The organism is Proteus sp. GOKU (assembly GCF_015475555.1).
Classification (GTDB): Bacteria; Pseudomonadota; Gammaproteobacteria; order Enterobacterales; family Enterobacteriaceae; genus Proteus; species Proteus mirabilis_B.
In genome coordinates, this window is sequence record NZ_CP034105.1 from 2938937 (window position 1) to 2959735 (window position 20799).

Below are 20799 nucleotides of genomic sequence, written 5' to 3' on the forward strand. Positions count from 1 at the left end.
AGGAAATAGTACAATTTACACGCTAATTTATATAACAGTTAAACACAATTAGTAATATAACAATAGTATATTTTGGACAAAAATCACACTATTTATAATAAATAACATATTAACGTGATCACTATCACTTACTTTAATTTTTAATAAACTATTTTTTATGGCTTAAATTTTTATTGATAACACTAAGTGGTAATACATGTATTTATATTGCATTTTCACAAAATGAAAGTTGTATTTAAATAACCATACTTTTTACCATGATTAATAATTTAACAATAAAACCCTAATCTCTTTACTTCTCTAATGCGCATTTTATTCATTAAAATGAAATAATAATTCATGAAATATTTATTCCAGGATACAACTTTAATAAACTTATAAACAACAAATGAAAAGCTAATTAACCTGCTTCTTTTTCATATCTTCGAATCCCCTCTCATTATTTATCGTCTCTTTATAAAAAATGAAAAAGTTTTAATTAGCATAGCTGAATCGATGGTAACTTAAGCAAGAAGAAAAAATAACACAGAAAATTATAACTATGAAAATCAACATAATAGAAGCCATTTAAATGAATCATTTGTTTAAGTAATACTATTTGAGATATTAATCATTTTAGTTATGTCGCTATTTAATAGCGAAATAGATAAAAATTTATCTTTATTTCATCGATTTTTAATTTCTTTTCATATTGAGAGTACCCGGTATTTATTATTCTAAAATTAACGATAATATAAAAACATTAATTATTATCTTTCTATATTTAAGCAATATTATTTATATTTGAATTAATACCTTTATATTGAGGTAAAATGAGAAAAAAAGTTATTTTATTAACACTATTAAGTGGATTTTCAACCTGTGGATTAACAGCAAATGACGCCGGTTATTTAGGCTCGATGGGAGAATCGCGGCGCGCATTACAAGATAGCCAACGTGAAATAAACCAACTTATTGAACAAAATCGCTATCAACAACTTCAAGAAAATGCATTAGAGGTTTCACCTACCCCCACACTTATTACTGAATCAGAACATTGTTTGCCTATTAATGGTGTATATGTTCAAGGAATTACTTTACTTAATGAAAAAGATCTTGATTCCTTAACACCATTACCAGAGCAATGCATAAAAAGTGCTGACGTTAACCGTTTAGTCAAAGAGTTAACCCAACGCTATCTTCAACATGGCTATATCACTGCCAGAGTCCAATTTTTACGCCCAAATCAAGAGCAACAGCTTGGGCTGTATGTTATTGAAGGCTTTATTGAAAAAATAGAAGGTGGTGATCGAGGCGTTAACACTACGCTACTTTTCCCTCATGTTGAAGGAGAGCCTCTTAAACTTTCAAAACTGGATCAGGGGCTTGATCAAGCAAACCGCTTACAGTCGAATAAAGTTAAACTCGATATATTGCCTGGTACGCAACTAGGTGGCTCTATTATTCAGCTCACAAATCAGCGACAAGCACCGTGGCATCTAAATATTTCAAGTGATAACTATGGGCAAAAAAACTCAGGGCGCTGGTTAGTTCGAACCAATGCAAGCTTAGACAGCCCATTAGGGTTATCTGACTTTGCCAGTTTAAATGCCAGTATTACCACTGATAATCCAAATACACGCTTTAATCGTGCTTACACCCTACTCTATTCTTTACCTTATGGTGCATTGACATTCAGTACTTTTGGTAGCTATTCGGAGTATGAATTTCATCAAGCATTGCAAACACGTACTGTACGTTTATCTGGTGATACGACACAAGTTGGTTTAAGGGGAGATTACGCTTTTTATCGTAGTCAAAAACAAATTGACACCTTAAACATGCAGATAACACATAAGCGGATACGTAACTATTTTAGCCAAATCCGCCTTGATCTCAGTAGCCCTGCACTGACAACGGTAGAGTTAGGTATCAACCACTTACACATTGTGCCAAGTGGTGTCATTAGCGTTAATTTAAGCGCAGAAAAAGCCATTAGTTGGTTTGGTGCAGATGAATCACCTCGCGTTGCTAATGGCAATGGTAATGACTATCGCTTTACAAAAGTTAAGCTTTTTGCCAATTGGCAACATCGTTTTTCCTTATCGAATTCTACATTTTTATTCAATAGCGCCTTTTTTGGTCAATATAGCCCTGACACCTTACCAGGTGTGGAATGGCTTAGTTTAACGGATAAAAACGCAATCCGTGGTTTTGACCAAAGCACACTTTCTGGCGATAACGGCGGCTACTTACGTAATACGCTTTCTTATCCTTATCGGATAAACACATTTTCAATCACCCCTCGAATTGGTCTCGATGCTGGCCGTGTTCAACAACATGGTAACTATGAAGGATGGCGTAGTGGCTATGGGCTAAGTTCGGGCTTAAATCTCCAATATCAAAAAGCACAATTCGATATTGAAGTTGCTAAGGGGCATTTGCTTTACAGCCAAACAAATTCCAATAAAACCAAAGACCCTACTCAAGTGTTAGTTAGATTTTCATATTTATTTTGATTCACACTCATAGCAATAAACGGAGAAAACTCTATGAAATCAAAAAACTTCAAGCTCTCTCCTTCGGGTAGGCTTGCTGCATCTTTAGCGATCATTTTCGTATCACTAAATGCATATGCTGGCGGTATTGTTCCTGATGCGGGCAATCAAGGACCGAATGTTTCATCAGTCAATGGTGGCACTCAAGTCATTAATATCGTTACACCAAATAACGAAGGTATCTCTCATAACCAATATCAAGATTTTAATGTAGGTAAACCAGGTGCTGTTTTTAACAACTCTTTAGAGGCAGGACAATCACAGCTTGCTGGGCAATTAAATGCCAACAGCAATTTAAATGGGCAAGCAGCTTCTTTAATTTTAAATGAAGTCGTTAGCCGAAATCCTTCGTTCTTATTAGGTCAGCAAGAAGTTTTTGGTATCGCTGCGGAATATGTACTTTCTAACCCAAATGGTATTACCTGTGATGGATGCGGTTTTATCAATACCAGCCGTTCTTCTTTGGTTGTCGGTAATCCACTGTTTGAAAATGGTGAATTAAAAGGTTATAGCACGCTTAACAATACGAATTTACTTTCTATTGGTAAAAACGGATTACACGCTCCTGGCCTTCTAGATTTAATTGCACCACGTATTGATAGCCGAGGCAAAATAACTGCCGCAGAAATTTCTGCATTAACAGGTCAAAATACGTTCTCTCAACGTTTTGATATTCTTTCATCACAAAAACCCGCTTCTGCTTTAGATAGCTATTTCTTTGGTAGTATGCAATCTGGTCGTATCCGCATCATCAATACGGCAGAAGGTAGTGGTGTTAAATTAACGGGTAAATTTGTTGCTGATAACGAATTAAGTGTCAGAGCGGACAATATTCAAACGGATAGCCAAGTTCGCTATGACAGCTATGATAAAGATGGCAGTGAAAACTATCAAAATTACCGTGGCGGTATTGCTGTTAATAACAGTGGTTCAAGCCAGACTCTGACAAAAACAGAGTTAAAAGGTAAAAACATCACATTAGTTGCTGATAATAAAAACCAAATCAAAGCCTCTGATTTAATGGGTGATGATATTTTATTACAAGGTGCTCATTTAACAGTTGATGGCAAACAGTTACAGCAAAAAGACACCGATACTGATAATCGTTGGTTCTATTCTTGGCAATATGATGTCACTAAAGAAAAAGAGCTGGTACAGCAAGTTGGTAGCCACATTGATGCCAAAAACAATGCAACATTAACAGCAACTAAAGGTGATGTAACACTTGAAGGTGCCAAAATTAATGCGGGTAACACACTGGCAATTAATGCTAATCAAGATATCAATATCAACGGATTAGTTGAGAAAGAAAATCGTAGTGAAAATGGCTACAAACGTAACCATACGTCTCGTTTAGAAACAGGTAGCTGGAGCAATAGCCATCAAACAGAAACCTTAAAAGGCAGTGAGTTGACTGCGGGTAAAACGCTGGGCTTAAATGCTGAAGGCTCTGTTACTGCTCAAGGTGCAAAATTACATTCTAATGAGAATGTTGTTGTTAACGCTAAAGAGAATATCAATCTTAATGTTCAAAATACCAACAATGATAAAACAGTAACCGATAATCATGTTGTTTGGGGTGGTATCGGCGGTGGTAATAATAAGAACAATAACAATAAACAAGAAGTCAGCCATTCAACACAATTGACTGCTGACGGACAACTGCTACTTGCAGCAGATAACAGTGTCAAAATCACAGGTAGTCAAGTCAAAGGCAATCAAGGTGCCTTTGTTAAAACGACTCAAGGCGATGTTGTTATTGATAATGCGATCAGCGAAACCATCACTAAAACAGATGAACGTACAGGTACTGCATTTAACATTACTAAAAACTCCCACAAGAATGAAACTAACCAACAGCATTCAACGGGTAGTGAATTAGTTTCTGATGCAGAGTTAACTGTGGTCAGTGGCAAAGATGTCAATGTAATTGGTAGCTTAATTAAAAGTGCTGATGAGTTAGGCATTGAATCTTTAGGTGATATCAACGTCAGATCTGCACAGCAAACCACGAAAATCAATGATGAAAAAACATCATTAGAGATCACCGGTCATGCTAAAGAAGTTGAAGATAAGCAATATAGCGCAGGTTTTCATATCACTCATACATCCAACAAAAACAATAGCACTGAAACTGAACAAGTAGGATCGACTCTCAGTGGTGGCAGTGTTAAAGTTCAAGCGGATAAAGATGTCACTTTTGCTGGCTCTGATTTAAAAACAACCGCAGGTAATGCCACTGTTTCCGGTGACAATGTTGCCTTTGTTTCAACAGAAAACAAAAAAGAGACTGACAGTACAGATAGAACCATTTCAGGTGGCTTTAGCTATACCGGTGGTGTTGATAAGATCGGTAGTAAAGCTGATTTCCAATATGACAAACAGCATACAACAACTGATATCACCAAAAATAAAGGTAGCGAAACTCAAATTGCAGGTGATTTAACCATTACTGCAAACAATGATGTGACGCATCAAGGTGCATCACACAAAGTTGATGGTGCGTATAAAGAGTCAGGTGAAAATATCAATCACCTTGCTGTAAATGACAGTGCAACATCTAAAACAGATACCTTAAATATCGGTGTCGATGTGGGTGTTAATCTTGATTACAGCGGTGTTACTCAGCCGATTAAGAAAGCCGTTGAAGATGGAGCTACTGCTGTTAATCCTGACAGCAACAAAGGTATTGATAAAAAAGTCACCTTTAAAGATGCCATTAGTAATCTTGCTAACTTAAGTAACTTAGAAGCACCAAATGTGGGTGTTGAAGTCGGTGTTAAAGGTGGCGGTAGCCAGAAATCACAAAGCGATAGCCAAGCGGTTTCTACATCAATTACTGCGGGTAAAATTAATACTGACAGCAATAAAACGCTACATGACCAAGGTACTCATTATCAATCTACCCAAGGTGATGTCTCACTAACTGCTAACACTCATACCAGTGAAGCAGCACAAAACAAACACCAAGAGTCCTTCCATGAAACAACCGGTGGCGGTCAAGTAGGTGTCAGCACCAAAACAGGCAACGATATTACCGTAGCGATTAAAGGTGAAGGTAAAACCACTGACACAAGCCTAACCACCACCAAAGCGGAAGGTAGCCAGTTTAATTCAGCTGGCAATATCAATATTAATGTACGTGAAGATGCACATTATGAAGGCGCTAAGTTTGACGCTCAAGAAGGTAAAACTGTCATTAATGCTGGCGGTGATTTAACGCTTGCACAAGCAACGGATACCCACACTGAAAGTCAACATAACGTAAATGGCAGTGCAAACCTGAAAGTAGGTACAACACCAGATAGTAAAGATTACGGTGGTGGCTTTAACGCAGGTGGTGCAAATCATCAAAAAGATCAGACAACAGCAAAAGCAGGTTCAGTGAATGGCTCTCAAGGTATTGAGTTAAATTCAGGTCATAATCTGACTTTACAAGGCACTCATTTAACCAGCGAAAATGATGTTGCTCTGACTGCAACTAACAAAGTTGATTTCCAAGCAACAGAATCTCAGCGTACTGAAACAGGTAAGAACTTATCAGGTGGATTACAAGCAGGCTTCGGTCAAAAAACAGGAGACAAATCATCTTCTGTCAATGGCTTAGGTGGCGCTGAATTTGCTATTGGTAAGCAAGATGAGAAGAGTGTTTCTCGTGAAGGTGGAACCATTGCTAACCAAGGTAATTTAACTGTTAATGGTAGCTCTGTTAATCTTCAAGGTACTAAAGTTAATAGCAAAGATACGCAATTAACCTCTCAATCTGGTGATACTACGCTAACATCAGCACAATCTACGGATTACAAAAACAACTGGGGTACTGATATCTCTTTAAATGGCAAACAAACCAATACGACGCCAAAAGAAGTGACTGAAGAAAACCCAGCAACCTCTATCCATGATATTGGTGGCAAAGTTTTAGTAAACGTTGAAGATCAACAAAAATCCACACACCAAAATGCTTCAGTAGAAACAGGTACATTAACTGTAAATAGCGACAAAAACTTCGCTCTTTCTGGTGCAAATGTTTCTGCGGATAATGTAACGGGTAATGTGGGTGGTGACTTTACAGTAACTAGCCAGAAAGACAGTGATCGTCATGTTGCTGTTGATGTCAATGTTGGTTATAACCACAACAACGATCCTAAATCTAGCCAAGTTGATAAAACAGCCAAGGCAGGTGGATCATTATTAGAAGACACTATCAAAGAGACCATTGATTCAGGTATTAAATCTGCAACTGATGTTATCTCTGATAAATACAATTCACTCTCTTCAACTATCGCAGATAAAACCGGTATCAGTGGCGAGACAAAAGCCAAAATTGATAAAGGCGTTGGCACAGTAGGTAACGGTATCAAAAATATCGTAACAGGTGCTGAAGGTCATACGGCAAATGCAGATATTAAAGTTTCTCATATTGATAATGATGCAGTTACTCAAACCACAACCTTAACTAGCAAAAATGATATTTCATTGAATGTAAGTGGTACAACTAAGCTTACAGGTGCTGAAATTAAAAGTGAGCAAGGTCAGGTTGATTTAGGCGGTAGCAACGTTCAATTAAACAATATTGAAGGTCATCAATATGAAGCAGGTGCAGATCTTGATCTGAAATCATCTGCTGTTGATTTAGTGAAACAACTTGCAGGTGGTGACTTATCATTAAAATCACCTGTTAAAGTTAATGAAACTGTAAACACAAAATCGTCTATTTCTGAAAAATAATAGATACCCCATAAAAGAGTAATGCCTATTCTTTTGTAAGCCAAACCCGCTTGTTATCACAATAAGCGGGTTTTTTATTTATCTGCTTAGATTTCGCTGAACATCCAATAAATTTACGCTTCTTTAAGATTTAAATTAAATGCAGAAAATAAAAAAATAGAAGATAAGTCATTGAATTTAAAATAGAAAGATACATTTTATCGTAGAAATTAAATCGCCATCGACTCCTTGACCTTCCCCTAATGGTAAAGCCTAAGCTTTATCCCATACCATATTTAAGAGGGGATTTTTGATGAACACTAAGACTACGTTGTCCTCTGCCAATCGGCTGAGTTTACCTGTTGAAGGTATGACATGTGCATCCTGTGTTGGTCGTGTCGAACGTGCCTTAAAAGCCGTACCACAAATACAAGATGCTGTTGTCAATTTAGCCACTGAACGTGCAGATATTACATTTACAAATACACCTGATCCCACAGTTGCCGTGAGCGCCATTGAAAGTTCAGGTTATAAAGTACCCGAAGAGATAACTGAGCTGGCAATTGAAGAAATGACCTGCGCATCTTGCGTTGGCCGTGTAGAAAAAGCACTGGCTCAAGTTCCCGGTGTATTAGAAGCCACGGTAAACCTTGCAACTGAACGCGCTCGTGTGCGCTATTTGTCAGGCGTAGTATCGATCACCGATTTAGAGGTCGCTGTTGTACATGCTGGCTATAAACCTCGTCGTTTATCCGATGATCCAGCAAATACTCGCGATGTAGGTGAAGAGCGCCGTGCAAAAGAGGAACGTTCATTACGTCGCGCATTACTTATTGCCACCGTCTTCACATTACCTGTTTTTGTTATTGAAATGGGATCGCACTTTATTCCCGGTGTGCATGGTTGGGTCACTCAAACTCTGGGGCAACAGCTAAATTGGTATATTCAATTTATCCTCGCCACTATTGTGATGTTTGGCCCCGGTTTACGCTTTTTCCAAAAAGGGATACCTGCGTTATTACGCGGTGCTCCTGATATGAACTCATTAGTATCTGTTGGTACAGCCGCCGCTTACGGCTATTCAGTGGTATCAACCTTTATTCCTCAAGTCCTACCTGCGGGCACAGCCAATATCTATTTTGAAGCCGCTGTTGTGATTGTCACCTTGATCTTGTTAGGAAGAACGCTTGAAGCCAAGGCGAAAGGAAATACATCTCAAGCGATTAAACGTTTAGTTGGTTTGCAAGCCAAAACAGCGCGAGTTTCTCGTCATGGTGAAACACTGGAAATTCCTCTGGATCAAGTTGTGATGGGAGACATCGTTTTTGTTCGCCCCGGTGAAAAAATACCTGTTGATGGAGAGATTATTGACGGTCACTCTTACGTTGATGAGAGCATGATAACCGGCGAGCCTGTACCTGTATCGAAAGAGATTGGTTCTGACGTTGTGGGTGGAACTATCAATAAAACAGGTGCTTTTAGTTTTAAAGTCACCAAAGTTGGCTCTAACACTGTATTGGCACAAATCATTCGCTTAGTGGAGGAAGCTCAAGGCTCTAAACTTCCTATTCAAGCACTTGTTGATAAAGTCACCATGTGGTTTGTGCCGGCGGTTATGTTAGGTGCAACAATCACCTTCTTTATTTGGTTAGCTTTTGGTCCAGATCCTGCATTAACCTTTGCGTTAATTAATGCCGTTGCTGTGTTAATTATTGCCTGTCCATGTGCAATGGGATTAGCAACGCCAACATCCATTATGGTGGGTACAGGTCGTGCAGCAGAGTTGGGTATTCTTTTCCGTAAAGGTGAAGCCTTACAAGCCTTACGTGATGTCAATGTTGTCGCTCTTGATAAAACAGGCACATTAACAAAAGGCCGTCCTGAATTAACAGATTTAATTCCAGCAGAAGGTTTTGAATATAATGAAACCTTAAGCCTTGTTGCTGCTATTGAAACTTATTCGGAACATCCTATTGCAGAAGCTATTGTCAATGCGGCTAAAGAGGCGGGATTAACGCTCGCAACAGTTGAAAATTTTGAAGCAGTTCCGGGTTTTGGCGTGAGTGCAACAGTAGGAGGAAGAGCCGTATCTGTTGGTGCTGATCGCTTTATGAAACAACTTGGATTAGATGTCAGTCACTTTATCTCTTCAGCACAGAAACTCGGTGAGCAAGGCAAAAGCCCTCTTTATGCAGCCATTGATGGACATCTTGCTGCCATTATTGCAGTTGCAGATCCGATTAAAGAAACAACCCCTGAAGCAATCAAAGCGTTACATGATTTAGGTTTGAGAGTTGCCATGATCACTGGTGATAACGAAGCCACAGCAAAAGCGATTGCTAAACAGTTAGGTATTGATGAAATTGCGGCTGAAGTACTTCCTGATGGAAAAGTCGAAGCCTTAAAGCAATTTAGCCATAAAGGCGCTAAAGTCGCTTTTGTTGGTGATGGTATCAATGATGCTCCAGCGCTTGCACAAGCTGATGTTGGGTTAGCGATTGGTACAGGAACCGATGTCGCCATTGAAGCTGCTGATGTGGTGTTAATGTCGGGTGATCTGCGCGGTGTCGTTGATGCAATAGCTTTAAGCCAAGCAACTATTCGCAATATCAAACAAAACTTGTTTTGGGCTTTTGCTTATAACGCCTTATTAATTCCTGTCGCGGCTGGCATGCTTTATCCAATTAATGGCATGTTACTTTCACCCATCATTGCCGCTGCCGCAATGGCGCTTTCAAGTGTATTTGTCTTGGGTAACGCCTTACGACTAAAACGTTTTCAAGCACCAATAAAAACACATTAATAGATTGATTTTATTTATAGCCAGACTCAACAAAGGTCTGGCTCAATATTATAAAGCGACTACCTTATACTTATAGAGAGCGCTTTATTATCCGATAAGGGGAACATAATGAATATTGGTCAAGCAGCAAAAAAGTCCGGTATTTCAAGCAAAATGATCCGTTATTATGAGCAGATTGGCTTAATTCCAAAGGCTATTCGTACTGATTCAGGTTATCGCGATTACACAGATGCAGACGTAGCTTGCTTTCGTTTTATTCGCCATTCTCGAGCACTTGGTTTTTCAACAGAACAGATATCAACGTTGTTAGTTTTATGGAATAACGGAGAACGCGCCAGCGCAGATGTGAAATCTATCGCACTCTCCCATATTGAAGAGCTCAATCGTAAAATTGCTGAACTACAACGTATGACAAAAACGTTAGAACACTTAGCGAAAGATTGCCAAGGTGATAACAATCCTGATTGCCCGATTATTGCAGGGCTAGTTGAGCCAAAGTCAGACTCTGAAAGTAAAACAACAAAAAGTCACCTTTCCCACCTTCGCTCTTCAATTTAGTTTTTCTATCAACCATAAAAAATCCCGCTTATTGCTAAGCGGGATTTTCTTGTTCAACAAAAAGTTAAATAACCATTGTTATCAATGGATAAATTAACCTAATTGGCCGTGACAATGCTTAAATTTCTTACCTGATCCACAAGGGCATGGTTCGTTACGACCCACTTTTTTACCTGCGGCAACTTGACCATCTACTGCTGACATTTGAGATTCTTTTGTCACTTCATGGCTTAATTGCTGTTGTTTAGCTAAACGTTCTGCTTCTTCACGACGGCGACGTTCTAACTCTTCAACTTCTTCTGGTAAACGAACTTGTACTTTGCTTAGCGTGCTAATCACTTCATATTTCAGTGATTCTAACATGTTAGCAAACATGGCGAACGATTCACGTTTGTACTCTTGTTTTGGATCTTTTTGTGCATAACCACGTAAGTGGATACCTTGACGCAAATAATCCATTGCTGCCAAGTGCTCTTTCCACAGTGAATCCAGCGTTTGTAACATCACGCCTTTTTCAAAGTTACGCATCATCTCAGCACTAACGATCTCTTCTTTCGCTTTATAAACTTCGATAGATTTTTCTAAAATACGCTCACGCAATGTTTCTTCATGTAATTCCGGCTCTTTATCTAACCATTCTTTGATTGGTAAATTTAAATCAAAGTCTTTTTGTAAACATGCCGTTAAGCCTTCGATATCCCACATTTCTTCCAGTGATTGAGGTGGAATATAGTTATCAATCATTGAAGTGAAGACGTCTTGGCGAATGCTATCGATAGTTTCGCTTACGTCTGCCACATCCAGTAATTCATTACGCTGAGTATAGATTGCGCGACGTTGGTCATTTGCTACGTCATCATATTCAAGCAGTTGCTTACGAATATCAAAGTTGCGGTTTTCTACTTTACGCTGTGCATTTGCAATCGCTTTGGTTACCCAAGGGTGCTCAATCGCTTCGGTTTCATTCATACCTAATTTACGCATCATGCCAGACACTTTGTCTGAAGCAAAAATACGCATTAAGGAGTCTTCCATAGATAAATAGAAACGAGAAGAACCTTCATCCCCTTGACGACCCGCACGACCACGTAACTGGTTATCAATACGACGAGATTCGTGACGCTCAGTACCAATGATATGTAAACCACCTGATGCTAATACTGCATCATGGCGCTCTTTCCATTTAGCTTTGATTTCTTCGATTTGCTCTTCAGTTGGCTCTTCAAGCTTAGCCACTTCAGTTTGCCAGCTCCCCCCTAACACGATATCGGTACCACGACCAGCCATGTTAGTTGCGATAGTTACCGCTGAAGGCAAACCTGCGTTAGCAATGATGTCTGCTTCCATTGCGTGGAATTTCGCATTCAGTACGTTATGGTGAACATTCGCTTTAGTCAGCGCTTTAGAAATTTCTTCTGATTTTTCAATTGAAATGGTACCCACAAGAACAGGCTGACCATTTTGAGTACGTTCACGAATATCTTCAATAATAGCTGCAAATTTACCTTGCTCATTCATATAGACTAAGTCAGGTAGATCTTTACGTACCATTGGGCGGTTAGTTGGGATAACAATGGTTTCTAAGCGATAAATAGAGTTAAATTCAAATGCTTCAGTATCCGCAGTACCGGTCATCCCTGCTAATTTTTCGTATAAACGGAAATAGTTTTGGAATGTAATTGACGCTAATGTTTGGTTCTCATTTTGGATCTTCACACCTTCTTTTGCTTCAACAGCTTGGTGTAAACCATCAGACCAACGACGACCTTGCATTGTACGACCCGTGTGTTCGTCAACAATGATAACTTCGCCATCTTTAACAATGTAGTCAACGTCTTTGGTAAATAGCGCGTGAGCACGTAATGCAGCCGTCACATGGTGCATTAACATAATGTTTGCAGGTGAGTATAAAGACTCCCCTTCTTTCATCATTCCAGCATCTGCTAATAACCCTTCGATTTTAACCAGACCACGTTCTGTGATGTTCACTTGACGTGTTTTTTCATCAACAGAGTAATCACCTTCACCTTGGAAAGTGTCTGAGTCTTCTTTCTCTTGAGAAATCAAGTGAGGGATCACTTTATTCATTTGGATATAAAGCTCAGAACTGTCTTCTGCTGGACCTGAAATGATCAGCGGAGTACGCGCTTCATCGATTAAGATTGAGTCAACCTCATCCACTAATGCATAGTGTAATTTACGTTGAACACGTTCTTGTGGACTAAATGCCATGTTGTCACGCAGGTAGTCGAAACCAAATTCGTTGTTCGTACCATAAGTGATATCAGCATTATAGGCTTCGCGTTTTACTGGTGGCGCCATATTTGGCAAGTTGATACCAACACTTAAACCTAAGAATTCAAACAGAGGACGGTTATTTTCGGCGTCACGTTGTGCCAAGTAGTCATTGACGGTAACAACGTGAACCCCTTTACCTGATAGCGCATTTAAGTATGCAGGCAATGTTGCAGTTAATGTTTTACCTTCACCTGTACGCATTTCTGCAATACAACGCTCATTTAGAACCATACCACCGATTAACTGTACATCGAAGTGGCGCATACCAAAGACACGCTTACTTGCTTCACGTACGGTTGCAAATGCTTCAGGTAAAATATCTTCTTCTTTTTCACCGTTCTTTAAACGCTCACGAAATTCATTTGTTTTCGCTTTTAGCTCATCATCAGTCAGCTTTTCAAATTCTGGTTCTAATTTATTAATTTCACCAACAATTTTACGCATACGACGGATTGTACGATCATTACGACTACCAAAAATTTTGGTTACAATTTTACCTAACATAAATCTTTATTCTCATTTATGACGTGAAACGCCGAAAACAGCCTCTGCATCTATCGATAAACAGAGATAATCATAATCTTATTAGATTAAGTGACTCAATTAAGCTGTTAGGTAAGGCCCTGCGCGAATACCGCGGATTTGTGCAAGCCATAATCCGGTATGATAGGAATTTGTATTCTGTACTAAAACATAGCCAGAAAGAGGAAGGTTGCTTAGCGCTGATGATGGAGTCTCTGTTAATAAGGCATACAGAGTATCAAGCATAACCTCTGCAACATTAGAAACAGGTAACGGTTCATCTTTGGCTTTAACCATCAATTCAGGCGAATTAATGGTGAATGCAAAAGAGAGCTGTTTAATTACATTTTTTACTGCGTGTTGTTGCCAGTAATTAAAGGTGAAGGATGAAGCAGGATTCTGTACACTTTGGCGTAAGAATAAGTTATCAAACGCAATAAGTGCCTGACTTTGGCGGTTTTGAGATAGAGGGGTATCAGTTTGCTGTGGATTTTCGGCATGAGCAGACAACAGCGAAGGTATTCCAATACCTGCTGCTACCATCCCTAAAAGCAGATGCGACCAAAAATATCGCCTGCCAAACTGTCGCCAAAAACTTATAATGCTCATTAACCTTCGTTGCTCATTAATCTTTATTTTGTGGAGTCAAAATCTATGCGGGATAGTTACCCACAATCATTGGAAAAAATCTTCATTGAACTTGAAGGTTCCAACAAGAGTACATTACAACTTATACAACAGCGCGCAACGATTTTACTAAAATTAAATCGCGCCGTCATGGCTCTTTTACCCGTTCCTTTACGAGATAAGTGCCGTGTCGCAAATTATCGCAGTGCTATTTTAATTATTGAAGTTGCAAACGCAAGTTGGTTAACTCGTTTACGTTATGAAACCCCGTCATTACTTTCCGCATTGAGACAAGAAATTTTACCATCCTTATCCTCAATAGACATCAAAATAAATCCGTCTTTGGGAATAAAACAGGAAAAAAGATCTTTAATATCATCATTAAAAGAGCAAGCGCCTATAAAGAGACGTCACTTAAGTTTGGAAAGCGCACAATCATTGAAGTATTTGGCTGAAAAAAGCCCGAAGAAATTAAGAGAGAAATTAGAACGGTTGGCTGCACTTGCCGGAGAGAGTACAAGTACAGCCAAAGATGAACGTTAATTAGAGATAATTAACGCGCTTTCCTTCGCAGGAATTAAGCAAAGACCATTGAGGGAGCTTTGAATGCCACTGGCATTTGCGCTTCGTCTTCAAATGTGACGAATTCCCACGCAGATTCTTTTGCTAATACAGCTTGGAGCAATTTATTGTTCAGTGCATGACCTGATTTAAACGCGGTAAATTCACCAATAATGTTATAGCCACACATAAATAAATCACCGATTGCATCCAACATTTTGTGACGAACGAATTCATCTTCAAAACGCAGACCATCGTCGTTGAGAACACGATAGTCATCAACTACGATTGCACAATCGAAGCTTCCGCCTAAACACAATCCTTTAGATTGTAAATATTCGATATCACGCATAAATCCAAAAGTACGAGCACGACTGATTTGGCTCATAAAAGATTCCGCGGAGAAATCTAATTTATAACGCTGTGTACTTGCATCAATGGCAGGGTGATTAAAATCGATAGTAAAATCTAATTTAAACCCGTTGTATGGACGCATTTCTGCCCATTTGTCGCCATCTTCTACACGTACTGTTTCTTTGATGCGAATGAATTTCTTCGCAGTACGAAGTTCTTCGATGCCTGCATCAAGTAACAAGAAAACAAAAGGTGCCGCACTTCCATCCATAATTGGAATTTCAGGTGCATTCACTTCAATTACGATATTATCAATGCCTAAACCAGCCAGTGCTGCGTTTAAATGCTCAACGGTTGATATACGCACATCGTCTTCGTTAACTAAGCAAGTACATAACATAGTGTCACGAACTGATTTTGCGTCTGCTGGAAAATCCACCGGTGGATTTAAGTCAGTACGACGGTAGATGACCCCAGTGTTTGCTGGCGCCGGACGCATTGTAAGCGTAACTTTTTTACCCGTGTGAAGTCCCACACCAGTTGCTTGTACAATTCGTTTTAATGTCCGTTGTTTGATCATCATTTTATCTCGCAATGTTATCCGTCCTACCAATCATTATACTTATAATTGGCAGGACAGTTTAGCACAAAAAGCGGAGATGCCAATCTTTTTGGCGATTAATCAGCCTGTTTTCTCAGGAACGCAGGGATATCTAAATAATCCGGTTCTTTGCTTGCCTGAGTAGATTGTTCGTTAACGGCTTTTGCAGCAGGCTTGCTTTCTTCTACGGCAGAGAAAGAAGACATGCTATTTTGCATTTGCTGGTAACGATTCTCCATTGCGCTTTGCTGATTCTGTTTATTAGTTACCAGTGTAATTTCTGGACGTTTGTCCATCCCAATACCTGTTGCAACCACAGTCACACGCAATTCATCATTCATTTCTGGGTCAAGGGATGTACCGATAACCACAGTCGCATTATCTGATGCAAATGCACGAATGGTATTACCCACTGTTTCAAATTCATCAAGACGTAAGTCAAAGCCTGCAGTGATGTTGACTAACACACCACGTGCGCCAGATAAGTCGATGTCTTCCAATAATGGACTTGAAATCGCCATTTCTGCTGCTTCTTCAGCACGATCTTCACCTTTCGCAGCACCAGATCCCATCATGGCATAACCCATTTCAGACATCACAGTTCTTACGTCAGCAAAGTCAACGTTCATTAAACCTGGACGAGTAATTAGCTCAGCGATACCTTGAACTGCGCCTTTTAATACATCATTAGCTGCACCAAACGCATCTAATAATGAAATTCCACGACCAAGTACTTTTAATAATTTGTCATTTGGAATAGTGATTAATGAGTCAACATGTTTTGATAACTCAGTAATACCTTGCTCCGCAAATGCCATGCGTTTTTTGCCTTCAAAATTAAAAGGCTTAGTTACTACAGCAACGGTCAAAATGCCTAATTCTTTAGCCACTTCTGCAACAACAGGCGCAGCACCAGTACCCGTACCACCGCCCATACCTGCTGCGATAAAGACCATATCGGCACCTTCAAGTGCTGCACGTAACCCTTCGCGGTCTTCCTCAGCAGCATTACGGCCCACTTCAGGATTTGCACCTGCACCTAAGCCTTTCGTAATGGCATTACCAATTTGGATAGTCTGTCCGACCGCTGTTTTACGTAGCGCTTGAGCATCCGTATTGACTGCAAAGAAATCTACGCCTTCAATACGTTCACGAACCATGTGCTCAACCGCATTACCGCCGCCGCCACCAACGCCGATGACTTTGATCACCGCATCGTTGGTTAATTCCATAGGTTCAAACATAATTTCTCTCCGTTTTGTGCCTTCTCAGGGCCGCTTGCTCAAACGACCTCTTTTTAAATTTGTCTGATTATTAAAACTCTCTTTTTAGCCAACCAGTGAGTTTCTTAAATAAACCACCGACAGCAGAGCGTTTCTCGGTTTCAGTTTCCTCACCAAAGTGAGATTCTTTACCGTAATGCAAGAGCCCAACCGCTGTTGAGTAGTAGGGATCCTGCGCATAATCTGTTAGCCCGGTAATATTTAACGGTTTACCGATCCGTACTTGCGTGTGGAAAACACGTTGAGCACATTCAACAAGTCCATCAATCTGTGCAGCACCACCTGTTAGCACGATACCTGCGGCTAAATGATGCTTAATCCCTTGCTGGCGTAACTGTTCTTGAACTTTTAAAATCTCTTCATTAACAAGATTGAGCAGTTCGGTATAACGAGGCTCAATCACCTCAGCAAGAGTTTGTCGTTGCAGACTTCTTGGTGGTCTGCCTCCGACACTTGGAACTTCGACATTTTCATCTTTACCAACTAAAGATCCTAATGCACAACCGTGACGAACTTTGATAGCTTCCGCATCATTTGGCGGTGTGCCAAAAGCGTAAGCAATATCGCTGGTTACAACATTGCCTGCATAAGGAATAACGCGGGTATGTCTTAATGCTCCACCGGTATAAATAGCGATATCCATTGTACCGCCACCAATATCAACAACACACACACCTAATTCACGTTCATCTTCTGTTAATACAGCGAAACTTGAAGCCAGTCCCGCAAAAATCAGTTGATCTACTTTTAACCCACAGCGTTCAACTGCTTTTACAATATTCTTTGCCATATCGTTATGGCAGGTAATTAAATGAACTTTAGCCTGCATACGCACACCCGATAATCCAACTGGGTTTTTGATCCCTTCTTGATAATCAATGGCATACTCTTGCGGTATCACGTGTAAAACACGGTGTTCATCTTTTACTTTGACGGATTTCGCGGTATGTACCACGCTATCAACATCATCTTGAGTCACTTCTTCTTCTGAAATTGGCACCATGCCAATCTCATTTTGGCAACTGATATGCTTGCCTGATAACGCCAAATATACTGAAGATATTTGACAGTCAGCCATTAATTCAGCCTGATCTACCGCCCGTTGCACGCATTTTACGACGGATTCGAGATCGTTAACGCCACCTTTATCCATGCCCCGAGATGGACAACTTCCCACCCCGATAATATTCACTACGCCATCAGGCAGGATCTCACCGACAAGGGTGGCTACTTTGGCCGTACCAATCTCAAGACCAACTACTAATTTTCTGTCCGTCGCTTTGATCATTATTGTTCTGCCTTCGCCTTCATCGTGTCATCTGCCACGTCTTGTTTATTCATTCTCAAGTAATAAAGGAGCCCATCCGACTGCACCACCACTGTCATAACGCAGATCCACGTAATCAACTCGTTTATCTGTTTGTTGTTGCAGTATCGGATACAACTCAATAAAGCGAGCGATCCGTTTTTCGTTATCCTTACGACCTAACTCCAATCGGACATCATTGTCTAAAACTAATTGCCATCCTTGACGGGCAGACATTGACGCTGCTTTTAAATTCAGGTTACTAGCAAGAAGTTGATCTCTCATTGCGACATAACCTGACAACACCATTTTTTCGCTTCCTTGTGGGCCATATAGCAAAGGGTAACTTCCTTTGGTTTCCAACTGCGTTGGCAGACTGAAAACACGCCCTTCTTTATCAAGAAAGTAAGTATCATTCCAACGGGTAAAGGGAACATACTCTACCAGATGGATTTTAAGTTCATCAGGCCACTGTTTACGAACAGTGACTTGCCTAATCCATGGCATCCGTTCAATTTGTTGCTGAATGATATTCACATCCTGTGTCATAAATGTGCCCGGCTGTCCTAAAGACAAAATCGCCTGACGCACATCATCATTCGTTGTGTAATGCCGCTCGCCTGTTAATACAAGTTTTGAGATTGGTAGACGATTCGCGTCTTTCATCCAGTTAACCACTTGTATCCCACCCCAAACGATGGTGGCAATCACACATAAGAAAAAGATTAATCCTGATAAATAAGTACCATTACTCGGTCTGTCAGAATGTTGCTTCTCTTTATGTTCTTTTATATTTAGCGCTGCTTGTGACATATTAACCCACTAACTCCTGAGCAACGTTTAAACGAGAGAATCGCCCATCCTTTTGTCCGATATTCCAGCGATTAATACTTTTCCTACATATATATACTTTATGAACACCTTTAGGTTTGATAATTAAATCACTAAATTGTTCAATCTGTTGAGAATTATTTACTTTAAAAGAAGAAATTGCGAATTTTTCTTCGTTTTTCTTACTTTTTAACTGAAATTTTTTCTCAACACAGATTTGAGCAAGCGAATTCTCGATCATTTTTTTCGCCAATTCAGTGTTACTTTCTTCATAACACTCCATCATTACAGTTGTTTTATTGACTATTTCACCATAAATGATGTTCACTTGCTCAAACATCCGTCTTAATCCTCGCTGAAAGATGGCTGTAATTTCGTATCTGCTAAGCGACGCGCTATTTTACCAATATTTCCAGCACCTTGAACTAAAACAAGATCATTATCTGTTATTACACCCGCTAATATTGATGAAATATTATCCACATCAGAAACCCAGATAGGATCTAGCTTCCCACGTTGGCGAATTGTTCGACAAAGTGAGCGACTATCGGCACCTGCAATAGGCGCTTCCCCTGCAGAATAAACATCTGTTAATAATAAAATATCAACTTGATTGAGAACAGTGGCAAAGTCTTCATATAAATCACGAGTACGGGTATAGCGATGAGGTTGGAAAATCATCACTAGACGTTTATCTGGCCATCCTGCTCTCGCTGCTTTAATCGTTGCATCAACTTCTGTTGGATGATGACCATAATCATCCACTAGCATCACTTCACCTTCTTGACCATTAACATGCTCAAGACCGTAGTTACCTAAGAAATCGAAACGACGCCCAGTACCTTGGAAGTTAAGTAATGCCGCTAAAATATGTTCGTCAGCAATACCTTCTTCTGTGGCTACAGCAACTGCAGCCGTCGCATTCAATGCGTTATGACGACCGGGTGCATTTAAGACAACTTGCAAATCTGGCATACCTTCACGAGATATAGTGAAAAAGCCCTGAGCACCTTTTTGTTCATAATGCGTAATACGAACATCAGCATCTTCACTAAAGCCATAAGTCGTAATATAACGCCCTACTTTAGGAATAATCGAACGAATGACATCGTCATCCAGACACATCACTGCACGGCCATAGAATGGTAAATTGTGCAAAAAAGTAATAAACGTCTCTTTTAGATTGTCAAAATTACCGTGATATGTGTCCATATGGTCTGCTTCGATATTCGTAACGACAGCAACCATGGGTTGTAAATGTAAAAATGATGCATCGCTTTCATCAGCTTCAGCAATTAAATAACGACTGCAACCTAAACGAGCATGCGTGCCAGCCGATTTAACAAGTCCACCATTAACAAAAGTAGGATCTAAACCCGCTTGCGCATAAATATTTGAAATCATCGCTGTTGTTGTGGTTTTACCATGTGTTCCGGCAATCGCAACACCATGACGATAACGCATCAATTCAGCCAGCATTTCAGCACGACGAATAACCGGAATACGCGCTTCTCTTGCTGCAATAATCTCAGGGTTTTCAGCACTGATTGCTGTCGAAACCACAACAACACTTGCGCCGCGAATATTTTCAGGGCGATGATTAAAATAGACTGTTGCGCCTAAGGCAACGAGCTGTTGTGTGACTACGTTCGGTGCTAAATCAGAACCGCTGATTTCATAACCTTCGTTAGCCAGCACTTCGGCAATTCCCCCCATACCCGCACCACCGATGCCGATAAAGTGAATATGCTTAACTTTTCTCATTTCAGGCACAAACGATCTTAATTTTGCCAGTTGTTGTGTATTCACTA

General features: G+C 39.9%; 13 protein-coding genes. 5 read left to right on the forward strand and 8 right to left on the reverse strand.

Features of this window, described 5'->3' with window-relative positions:
- Window positions 1-812: 812 nt before the first annotated feature.
- The 4 genes from EHE21_RS13695 (at window position 813) to cueR (ending at window position 10605) form a co-directional block, all read left to right on the forward strand.
- Window positions 813-2498 (forward strand): ShlB/FhaC/HecB family hemolysin secretion/activation protein, encoded by a 1686-nt coding sequence (locus EHE21_RS13695; protein ID WP_194950943.1) that lies wholly within the window; start codon window positions 813-815, stop codon window positions 2496-2498.
- Window positions 2499-2531: 33 nt separating this feature from the next.
- Window positions 2532-7265 carry a calcium-independent hemolysin HpmA gene (gene hpmA / locus EHE21_RS13700; protein WP_194950944.1) on the forward strand — a complete coding sequence of 1578 codons (4734 nt, stop codon included), beginning with the start codon at window positions 2532-2534 and terminating at the stop codon, window positions 7263-7265.
- A 292-nt stretch (window positions 7266-7557) separates the two neighbouring features.
- Window positions 7558-10047 carry a heavy metal translocating P-type ATPase gene (locus tag EHE21_RS13705; RefSeq protein WP_194950945.1) on the forward strand — a complete coding sequence of 830 codons (2490 nt, stop codon included), beginning with the start codon at window positions 7558-7560 and terminating at the stop codon, window positions 10045-10047.
- Window positions 10048-10155: 108 nt separating this feature from the next.
- Complete coding sequence (gene cueR, locus EHE21_RS13710; protein WP_088494931.1) at window positions 10156-10605, forward strand: Cu(I)-responsive transcriptional regulator; 450 nt, start codon at window positions 10156-10158, stop codon at window positions 10603-10605.
- A gap of 93 nt (window positions 10606-10698) precedes the next feature.
- Here cueR and secA read toward each other — a convergent pair whose 3' ends face one another.
- The gene (gene secA, locus EHE21_RS13715; protein WP_165122762.1) at window positions 10699-13407 is read right to left on the reverse strand and encodes a preprotein translocase subunit SecA; all 2709 of its coding nucleotides are present in this window, start codon (window positions 13405-13407) and stop codon (window positions 10699-10701) included.
- A 99-nt stretch (window positions 13408-13506) separates the two neighbouring features.
- Complete coding sequence (secM, locus tag EHE21_RS13720; protein WP_075670795.1) at window positions 13507-14034, reverse strand: secA translation cis-regulator SecM; 528 nt, start codon at window positions 14032-14034, stop codon at window positions 13507-13509.
- Window positions 14035-14079: 45 nt separating this feature from the next.
- Between secM and EHE21_RS13725 the strand changes: the two genes are divergently transcribed.
- Complete coding sequence (locus EHE21_RS13725) at window positions 14080-14595, forward strand: DUF721 domain-containing protein (RefSeq protein ID WP_194950946.1); 516 nt, start codon at window positions 14080-14082, stop codon at window positions 14593-14595.
- Window positions 14596-14629: 34 nt separating this feature from the next.
- Here EHE21_RS13725 and lpxC read toward each other — a convergent pair whose 3' ends face one another.
- The 6 genes from lpxC to murC form a co-directional block, all read right to left on the reverse strand.
- A complete protein-coding gene (gene lpxC / locus EHE21_RS13730; protein WP_036913397.1) occupies window positions 14630-15547 on the reverse strand; it encodes a UDP-3-O-acyl-N-acetylglucosamine deacetylase in 918 nt (305 codons plus the stop codon).
- Window positions 15548-15645: 98 nt separating this feature from the next.
- A complete protein-coding gene (gene ftsZ / locus EHE21_RS13735; RefSeq protein WP_088494927.1) occupies window positions 15646-16812 on the reverse strand; it encodes a cell division protein FtsZ in 1167 nt (388 codons plus the stop codon).
- Window positions 16813-16882: 70 nt separating this feature from the next.
- Window positions 16883-18139, reverse strand: a complete 1257-nt coding sequence (gene ftsA / locus EHE21_RS13740) for a cell division protein FtsA (RefSeq protein WP_098942190.1) — start codon at window positions 18137-18139, stop codon at window positions 16883-16885.
- A 45-nt stretch (window positions 18140-18184) separates the two neighbouring features.
- Window positions 18185-18970, reverse strand: coding sequence for a cell division protein FtsQ (gene ftsQ / locus EHE21_RS13745; protein WP_088494926.1), 786 nt, complete (start codon window positions 18968-18970; stop codon window positions 18185-18187).
- A 1-nt stretch (window position 18971) separates the two neighbouring features.
- The gene (locus EHE21_RS13750; protein WP_194950947.1) at window positions 18972-19328 is read right to left on the reverse strand and encodes a hypothetical protein; all 357 of its coding nucleotides are present in this window, start codon (window positions 19326-19328) and stop codon (window positions 18972-18974) included.
- Window positions 19329-19333: 5 nt separating this feature from the next.
- Window positions 19334-20797: a UDP-N-acetylmuramate--L-alanine ligase gene (gene murC, locus EHE21_RS13755; protein WP_088494924.1), complete on the reverse strand. Its 1464-nt coding sequence runs from the start codon at window positions 20795-20797 to the stop codon at window positions 19334-19336.
- Between the last annotated feature and the right edge of the window lie 2 nt (window positions 20798-20799).